Genomic DNA, 7034 nt, shown 5'->3' with positions numbered 1-7034 from the left:
GATCAAGCCGCTCGCTCAAATTTACCACTTCTGTGGCTCTCATTTATGGTAATCGACTTTCTGCCCTTCACTATCAATATTTCCCCGGCCTTTATTGCCGGTAGCTGTCTCTGGTCTTTAGCATTGTATCTGGGGTTAGCTGGGGTGCGAAATTGGTTTATAGAAATTTTCTATCGCTGGTTTAATTTTGCCGAGCGTTTCCTCTATACTTCCCTAGAGGAGTTTGAAAAAACTCGCATCGCCAGAGAATCACAAAATGCTTTTTATGCCTCTATCTTTAGTATTATTCCCTTTCTCATTCTCGGGGGTTTCTCCGATTGGTTAATCGAGATTAGTTTAGGAAAAAGTTGGTCGATTAGTGTCGGTATTCTCGCCTGTGTTGCCTCTGGTGTCTATGAATTAGGACGGCAGGATGGCAGCGGTAATCAGTAAACAACGGTCAATTAAGCTGTTAACTATCTCAATTACTCCTTCGGACTGCACCGGAGGGGCAAGTTAGTTGATTTTAACCCTTGACTAGCGCTTAATCTTTTCCTTCCAGACGATTTTTATGTTTATTAAGAGTCTTTTGTAGTAAATTCAAAACCTCATTAGCAATCTCAATAACTTCATGAGTTCCAAAACCAGCCTGAGTTAATTCTTTAAAAAAAGCCTTAGCGACAATTTTGGCTAATTTCGGGGGATAAGGATGGACCGCGATCGAATGTTCGGACTGAATTTCTGCTATTTCTCTAGTCACTGCCATCGCCACAAAACGAGATTTTAACATCCCTTGCAAATGAAAAATTTGCAGGGATTGGGCAGCCTGTTGAGCGAATAACTGCAAGATTTCTAAATCTAATGGTTCAAAATGTTTTTTGTCTAGGGGAAAACTGAGATTAATTACCCCGATTACCTGCTGATTGAGGATAATCGGTACGGAGATAAAACTATTATTATTTGATCTTTTGGGATAACGGGCTGCGCTGGCAAATGGCGATCGAGTGATATCCTTAATTAGTAAAGGTTTTACCGTAGTCGCTACAGTATCGGCAATAACTTGATCGAGTTTAATTATTTCTTGATCAGCTAAAGGTGATAGCTCATCATAATGGGCAAAAACTTCTAGATAATCGGTAATTTCCCCCTTTAATTGCTGTGGAGAGCTTAACATAATTGAACAGTGCTGCGCTCGCAATTGATGAGCGCTCATACTAGCTATTTTCCCAAAAATATCTTCGAGATTTTCCTCAACATTCAAGACAAGAGCCAGAGTAGCTATTTTGGGGTTAAAATTATCCATGTATTCAATCACTTATTCAGTCCGAGTTTAGGCTTTCAGGGTGAGGGTGACATTCCTCATCTCTGTGTTTGTCTGAGTCTATAGCTTGCCATAGCATCTGATCGAGGGGCTTTTTTACTCGCTAACTGATCTATTGTAGATGTGCTGAAAAACTTCTGTGTGTCTCTTGAAACCCAACGCCCGCTCATGTTACGCTACCGCTAACCCATCCTACAAATAATTGTGCCTCCCTACTTAGCATCTGATCGAGGGGCTTTTTTACTCGCTAACTGATCTATTGTAGATGCAGCCAAAACTTCTGTGTCTCTTGTTTTTTGTCTGAAACCCAACGCCCGCTCATGTTACGCTACCGCTAACCCATCCTACAAATAATTGTGCCTCCCTACTTAGCATCTGATCGAGGGGCTTTTTTACTCGCTAACTGATCTATTGTAGATGTAGCCAAAACTTCTGTGTGTCTCTTGTTTTTTGTCTTCCCTCTAGCTACTCTGATCTAGTAGGTCAGAGGAGTTTAACCTGACTGGAGTGAAAGATGGTGCGTTTTCTCTGGGCAATTTTGGCCGGTGTGGGGATGGGGTTAACAGTGGCGCCAGTTTCTTGGTGGTTACTCGCTTGGATTTCTCTCGTCCCCCTGTGGATTATTGTGAGATTAGCGGAAAAATCCCTAAAAAAACAGCTTTTATACGGTTTTGGCTGGGGTTTTGCCTACCATGGCCTCGCTTTATTCTGGATCACGGGAATTCACCCGATGACGTGGATGGGTGTCCCCTGGTTAGCGAGTTTGTTAATTGCCCTATTTTGTTGGTTGTTTATCACTTTTTGGGGAACGGCGATCGTGCTAACTTGGACGTTAGTTATGTTTTATGTCAACAAAAGTGTTAATCAGTCATCTTTTCGGGATGCTCTCCTACGGGTTTTCATCGGCACTGCCCTCTGGTGTGGGTTAGAATCTCTCTGGAGTCAATCCCCTCTCTGGTGGACTACCCTTGCTTATAGTCAAAGTCCCCATAATTTATTGATTCTGCAATTGGGCAAATTATCGGGTTTTACGACGGTAACGGCGGCAATTGTGGCAGTTAACGGTTTAATCGCCGAAAGCTTGCTCCTAATCCGTCAATCGCGGCAAAATCTCGCTTTTCTCTCTTTACCCCTGCTTATTTGTTTTAGCCTCCATCTCTGGGGATGGAACCTATACCATAAACCGATCGAAAAGTCAAGGGATTTAGGGATAAAAATTGGCGTAATTCAGGGCAATATTCCCAACACGATTAAACTTTCGCCCCTAGGATTTCAAAGGGCGATCGAAGGTTACACCTCTGGTTATCAAATTCTCGCCGATCAAGGAGTAGATACCGTCTTAACTCCTGAAACCGCCTTACCCTACTATTGGGAGAACTTAGTCAATAATAGCTCGATTTATTCGGCAATTTTAGCCAAAAAAACGCCGATCTGGTTGGGTGCATTTGGCAAGGTGGACAAGGGTTATAACAATAGTCTCTTGACCATTGATGGCGAGGGACAGGTGATTAGTCGGTATGATAAAGTAATTCTCGTGCCTTTAGGCGAATACGTTCCTTTTCAGGAAATTTTGGGCGGAATTGTTGATCGCCTTTCTCCCTTGCAAGCGCACTTAATCCCGGGAGATCCCGCTCAAATTATTGACAGTCCTTTCGGTAAAATCATTGTGGGCATTTGTTACGAATCGGCTTTTTCCGAACATTTTCGCCGTCAAACTGCTAGAGGAGGCGAATTTATTATTACTGCTTCTAATAACGCCCATTATAGCCACGCCATGCCCGCTCAACACCATGCTCAGGATACCATGCGAGCGATCGAAACCGATCGATGGATGGCCCGGGCCACCAATACAGGTTATTCTGCTTTTGTCGATCCCCACGGTAATCAGCTTTGGCTATCGGATCTGGATAGATATCAAATCCATAGCGAAACAATTTATCGACGGGATACGAGAACTTTATATGTGCGCTGGGGAGATTGGTTAACTAAAGTTTTAATCATTACTGCCGGACTCGCTTGGCTCTGGAGAGCTTGGGATTAAGGTGACAGTGCTATACTTTTTCCTGAATGAACTGTATAAATAACCTAAGTTTTTGATGCAATGAAAGAGCAATTTGTCAAGTGGTTGAATAGAATCTTAATATTTGATGTGTTTTTGGTAATAGCGGGTTTTCTCTGGTTTGCCGTGGCTGTTATCGGTGAATCCACAGGAATTCCCCTAGGATTTAAACTTTTTCAGCGTCTTTGGCTGCCCTTATTCAATCCTGCTATTAGTATTTTAATTGCGGGGGCGATTTTAAGCTGGGCAATTAATCAAATTCAAGAACGCTTGTCCCCTAAATAGTAGGGTTGATTCATGAATCAACCCTACCCTTGATAAGGGGGTATCTGATAATTTTGGCTCTTCGGTTTGTGTTATGCAATGGATGGGGGTTATAAGGAATGAAACCCTTATAGAGACAGACATTACCGCAATTTTTGTTAATTGTTTTTTTCTAGAGCGAACTAATCAATTAAATCTCTTGCCAGATAAGGATTTAGTCGATTTATGCCCCCATATCGAACCATACCAAGTCCCGAAGAGCCATAATTTTTAACGCCTACCTACTTAGGAAAAATAATCCCAATATTTTCATCCTTGGCGGTGCCAACTTTGGCATCGGGACTGACTTGAAAGAGGGTGTGGGGAGTGGGGTAGTGGGGAGAATAAATAAAATAATCTCGGCTGCGATTTTTGTTAATTGTTTTTTTCTAGAGCGAACTAATCAATTAAGTCTCTTGCCAGATAAGGATTTAGTCGATTTATGCCCCCCTATCGAACCATACCAAGTAACGAAGAACCATAATCTCCTATCTCCTATCTCCTAACTCCTGTCTCCTGACGACCGACTCCTAACCCCACCAATAAACTTTTTGCCGCAAACCCTACTTAGATGATAAAAATCGGGGTTGAACATTTTTCAACCCCGAAAAAAAGCAATTTTTGAGCGGATTAACCCACTGGTTGTAACTGTAATTGCGAGAGAATATTGTTCTGCTCGGAGCGCTGATGACTAGAGACTGTCACCACGGTTTCAGCAGTTACATCTAATAGCGCATGGTCTCCAGAATTGACTTTTCCCGATAACATCGCCTCGGCTAAACTATCCTCTAAGCGTCGAGTTAAAGCACGACGTAAAGGCCGCGCACCGTAGCTAGGATCATAACCCTCATTGATGACCAAATCCTTAAAAGCGGCGGTAACTTCCACAGAAATGCCTTTTTCTGTCAATTGTTTGCCTAGATCCGCGATAAGAATATCAGCAATCTGGGTAACTTCTTCGCGAGTTAACTGTCGGAAAACGATAATTTCATCGAGACGGTTGAGAAATTCGGGACGGAAATATTGTTTTAACTCGTCTGTCACCCGACTAGAAATCTGTTGGTAACGCGATTGAGCAAAATCGTCAGCCATCTCGAATCCTAAGCTATTACCGCCTTTTTCGATGACTTTTGAGCCAATATTCGAGGTCATGATAATTAGGGTATTCTTAAAGTCCACCCGACGACCTTGGGAATCGGTCAAACGACCATCTTCTAACAGTTGCAGGAGAAGATTAAAAACATCGGGATGTGCTTTCTCGATTTCGTCAAACAAAACTACTTTATAGGGTTGACGACGCACAGCTTCCGTTAACTGACCACCTTCATTGTAACCGATGTATCCGGGAGGCGCACCAATTAACTTAGAAACCGTGTGGGATTCCATAAATTCCGACATATCTAGGCGAATCATACTGGATTCCGAGCCAAAGAGCAACTTAGCTAAGGCTTTCGTTAATTCAGTTTTACCCACTCCCGTGGGACCGGCAAAAATAAACGAGGCAATCGGACGATTAGGATTCTTTAAATTTACTCGCGCTCGACGAATAGCACGAGAAACGGCATTTACTGCCTCCTGTTGACCAATAATCCGCTCATGCAGTTGATATTCCAGATTTAAGAGCGATTCCGACTCAGTTTCAGTTAATTGGGTAACGGGAATACCTGTCCAAGCGGCGACAATTTGGGCGATTTCCTCCGCATCCACCACCGGAATTAAAGATTCGGGGTTAATTAGGGGTGATTCTTCGCTAACCTCCGCAGGACTTTTACTTTGCAGGGAATAGCGTAGATGGGTGCGGGATCCCGCTTCATCGAGAAGATCGATCGCTTTGTCCGGTAAAAAGCGATCATTGATATAGCGAGAGGATAGATTAACGGCAGCTTCGATCGCTTTTTGATCGTATTTTACCTGATGGAAATCCTCGTAGGTGGCTTTTAAACCGCGTAAAATCTCGATCGCTTGCTCTTTAGTCGGTTCTCCCACCATAACTGGCTGAAAACGTCTTTCTAGAGCCGCATCTCGCTCAATATGCTGTTTATACTCATCGAGAGTGGTGGCCCCTAAACACTGTAACTCGCCGCGAGCTAAAGCAGGTTTAAGCAAGTTAGAAGCATCCATGGCTCCTCCCATGCTACCAGCACCCACAAGAGTGTGAATTTCATCAATAAACAGGATAATACTGCCCGATTTGCGAACTTCCTCCACAATACCCTTTAAACGTTCCTCAAAATCGCCGCGAAAACGGGTTCCCGCCAGTAAAGACCCCATATCGAGGGCAATTACCTGTTTATCCCGCAAAAGTTCGGGAATATCGCCATTATAGATGCGTTGTGCTAACCCTTCAGCGATCGCAGTTTTGCCCACCCCCGGCGCACCGAGTAAAATCGGGTTATTCTTGCCGCGACGGCCTAAAATTTGGATAACTCGCTGGATTTCTGGCTCTCTACCGATTACAGGGTCAATTTTGCCATTTTTGACCTCTTGGCTTAAATTACGACTATATTGGGCTAAAATACCGCCTTGGGGAGCATTTTTCTGGTCTTCATAGTCACTGCTTGCCGTGAAGCGACCACTAGCGACTTTTTCCCCAGCATTTTTCAGTAAAAGGGCGCGAAGTTTGATCAAATCAACACCCTGCATAATTAAAATTTTAGCGGCTAGGGATTCGGGATCGGTGGTGATAGCGAGTAATAGATGTTCAGGTGCGATCGCCTGTTCCCCCAATTGTCGAGCTTCCTGAAATGCTTGCTCGAACATCTTTTTCGCTTTCGGGGTAAAAGGGATATTAACGGGACTGTAACCCGTGCCGCGGCCAGTCATTCCTTCAATCACGCGGCGACTTTCGTGCAGGGTGACTTTTAAATCCTTGAGAATTAAGGCTGCGGCGGCGGTGGCTTCTCCTATCAATCCTAACAGTAAATGCTCCGTACCGACGACACTGTGACCGGTACGACGGGCTTCTTCTTGGGCGAACATCACCGCTTTGATAGCTTTTTGGTTAAAGTATTCAAACATGATCGACGGCTTCCTGGCTACTGGGCTTTACCTGTTACTGTAACGTTTTCTTTACATTAGCCGGAAGGGGGATATCCGTATCAGCAGGGTGGGTTAGGAGATAGGAGTGGGGAGTAGGGGCAATTCATCGAAAATTTGGGTCTGAAACCCCGTCGTTCTACGACGGCTTTACTGTTAAATACTAGCGCATTTACACGATATATTCTAGAATGTGAGGTATGGAAAAAGCCTATTATTACCGATTTTACCCCACACCCGAACAAGAGTCGCTATTGCGGCGCACTTTGGGCTGTGTAAGATTGGTTGACAATAAAGCTCTCCATCTCAGAACACAAGCTTGGTACGAAAGACAAG

General features: G+C 43.9%; 7 protein-coding genes. 5 read left to right on the top strand and 2 right to left on the bottom strand.

The genetic code is table 11. The features are described from left to right. The first annotated feature begins 45 nt into the window (after positions 1-45). Positions 46-432: a hypothetical protein gene (locus EWV66_RS04675; RefSeq protein WP_287115912.1), complete on the top strand. Its 387-nt coding sequence runs from the start codon at positions 46-48 to the stop codon at positions 430-432. Positions 433-523: 91 nt separating this feature from the next. Here the strand turns inward: EWV66_RS04675 and EWV66_RS04670 are convergent, their stop codons facing one another. Next, positions 524-1282: a GAF domain-containing protein gene (locus EWV66_RS04670; protein WP_052277305.1), complete on the bottom strand. Its 759-nt coding sequence runs from the start codon at positions 1280-1282 to the stop codon at positions 524-526. A gap of 532 nt (positions 1283-1814) precedes the next feature. Here EWV66_RS04670 and lnt point away from each other — a divergent pair. The 3 genes from lnt to EWV66_RS04655 all read left to right on the top strand — a co-directional run bounded on the left by lnt (position 1815) and on the right by EWV66_RS04655 (position 3897). After that, the gene (gene lnt / locus EWV66_RS04665; protein ID WP_287108473.1) at positions 1815-3341 is read left to right on the top strand and encodes an apolipoprotein N-acyltransferase; all 1527 of its coding nucleotides are present in this window, start codon (positions 1815-1817) and stop codon (positions 3339-3341) included. 60 nt (positions 3342-3401) lie between these two features. Beyond that, complete coding sequence (locus EWV66_RS04660) at positions 3402-3644, top strand: DUF8620 family protein (RefSeq protein ID WP_002781780.1); 243 nt, start codon at positions 3402-3404, stop codon at positions 3642-3644. Between the two features lie 73 nt (positions 3645-3717). Next, positions 3718-3897 carry a hypothetical protein gene (locus tag EWV66_RS04655; protein WP_072926637.1) on the top strand — a complete coding sequence of 60 codons (180 nt, stop codon included), beginning with the start codon at positions 3718-3720 and terminating at the stop codon, positions 3895-3897. Positions 3898-4292: 395 nt separating this feature from the next. On the opposite strand, the gene EWV66_RS04650 is transcribed toward EWV66_RS04655, so the two are convergent. After that, a complete protein-coding gene (locus tag EWV66_RS04650) occupies positions 4293-6680 on the bottom strand; it encodes an ATP-dependent Clp protease ATP-binding subunit (RefSeq protein WP_052277308.1) in 2388 nt (795 codons plus the stop codon). Between the two features lie 218 nt (positions 6681-6898). Here EWV66_RS04650 and EWV66_RS04645 point away from each other — a divergent pair. Continuing rightward, positions 6899-7034, top strand: a 136-nt coding sequence (locus EWV66_RS04645; protein ID WP_287108475.1) for a helix-turn-helix domain-containing protein, incomplete at its 3' end; no start/stop codon positions are given.

The organism is Microcystis sp. M_OC_Ca_00000000_C217Col (assembly GCF_007095585.1).
Classification (GTDB): Bacteria; Cyanobacteriota; Cyanobacteriia; order Cyanobacteriales; family Microcystaceae; genus Microcystis; species Microcystis panniformis.
The sequence above is the reverse complement of the archived record's forward strand: the minus strand, read 5'-3'. Positions and strand labels throughout refer to the sequence as shown.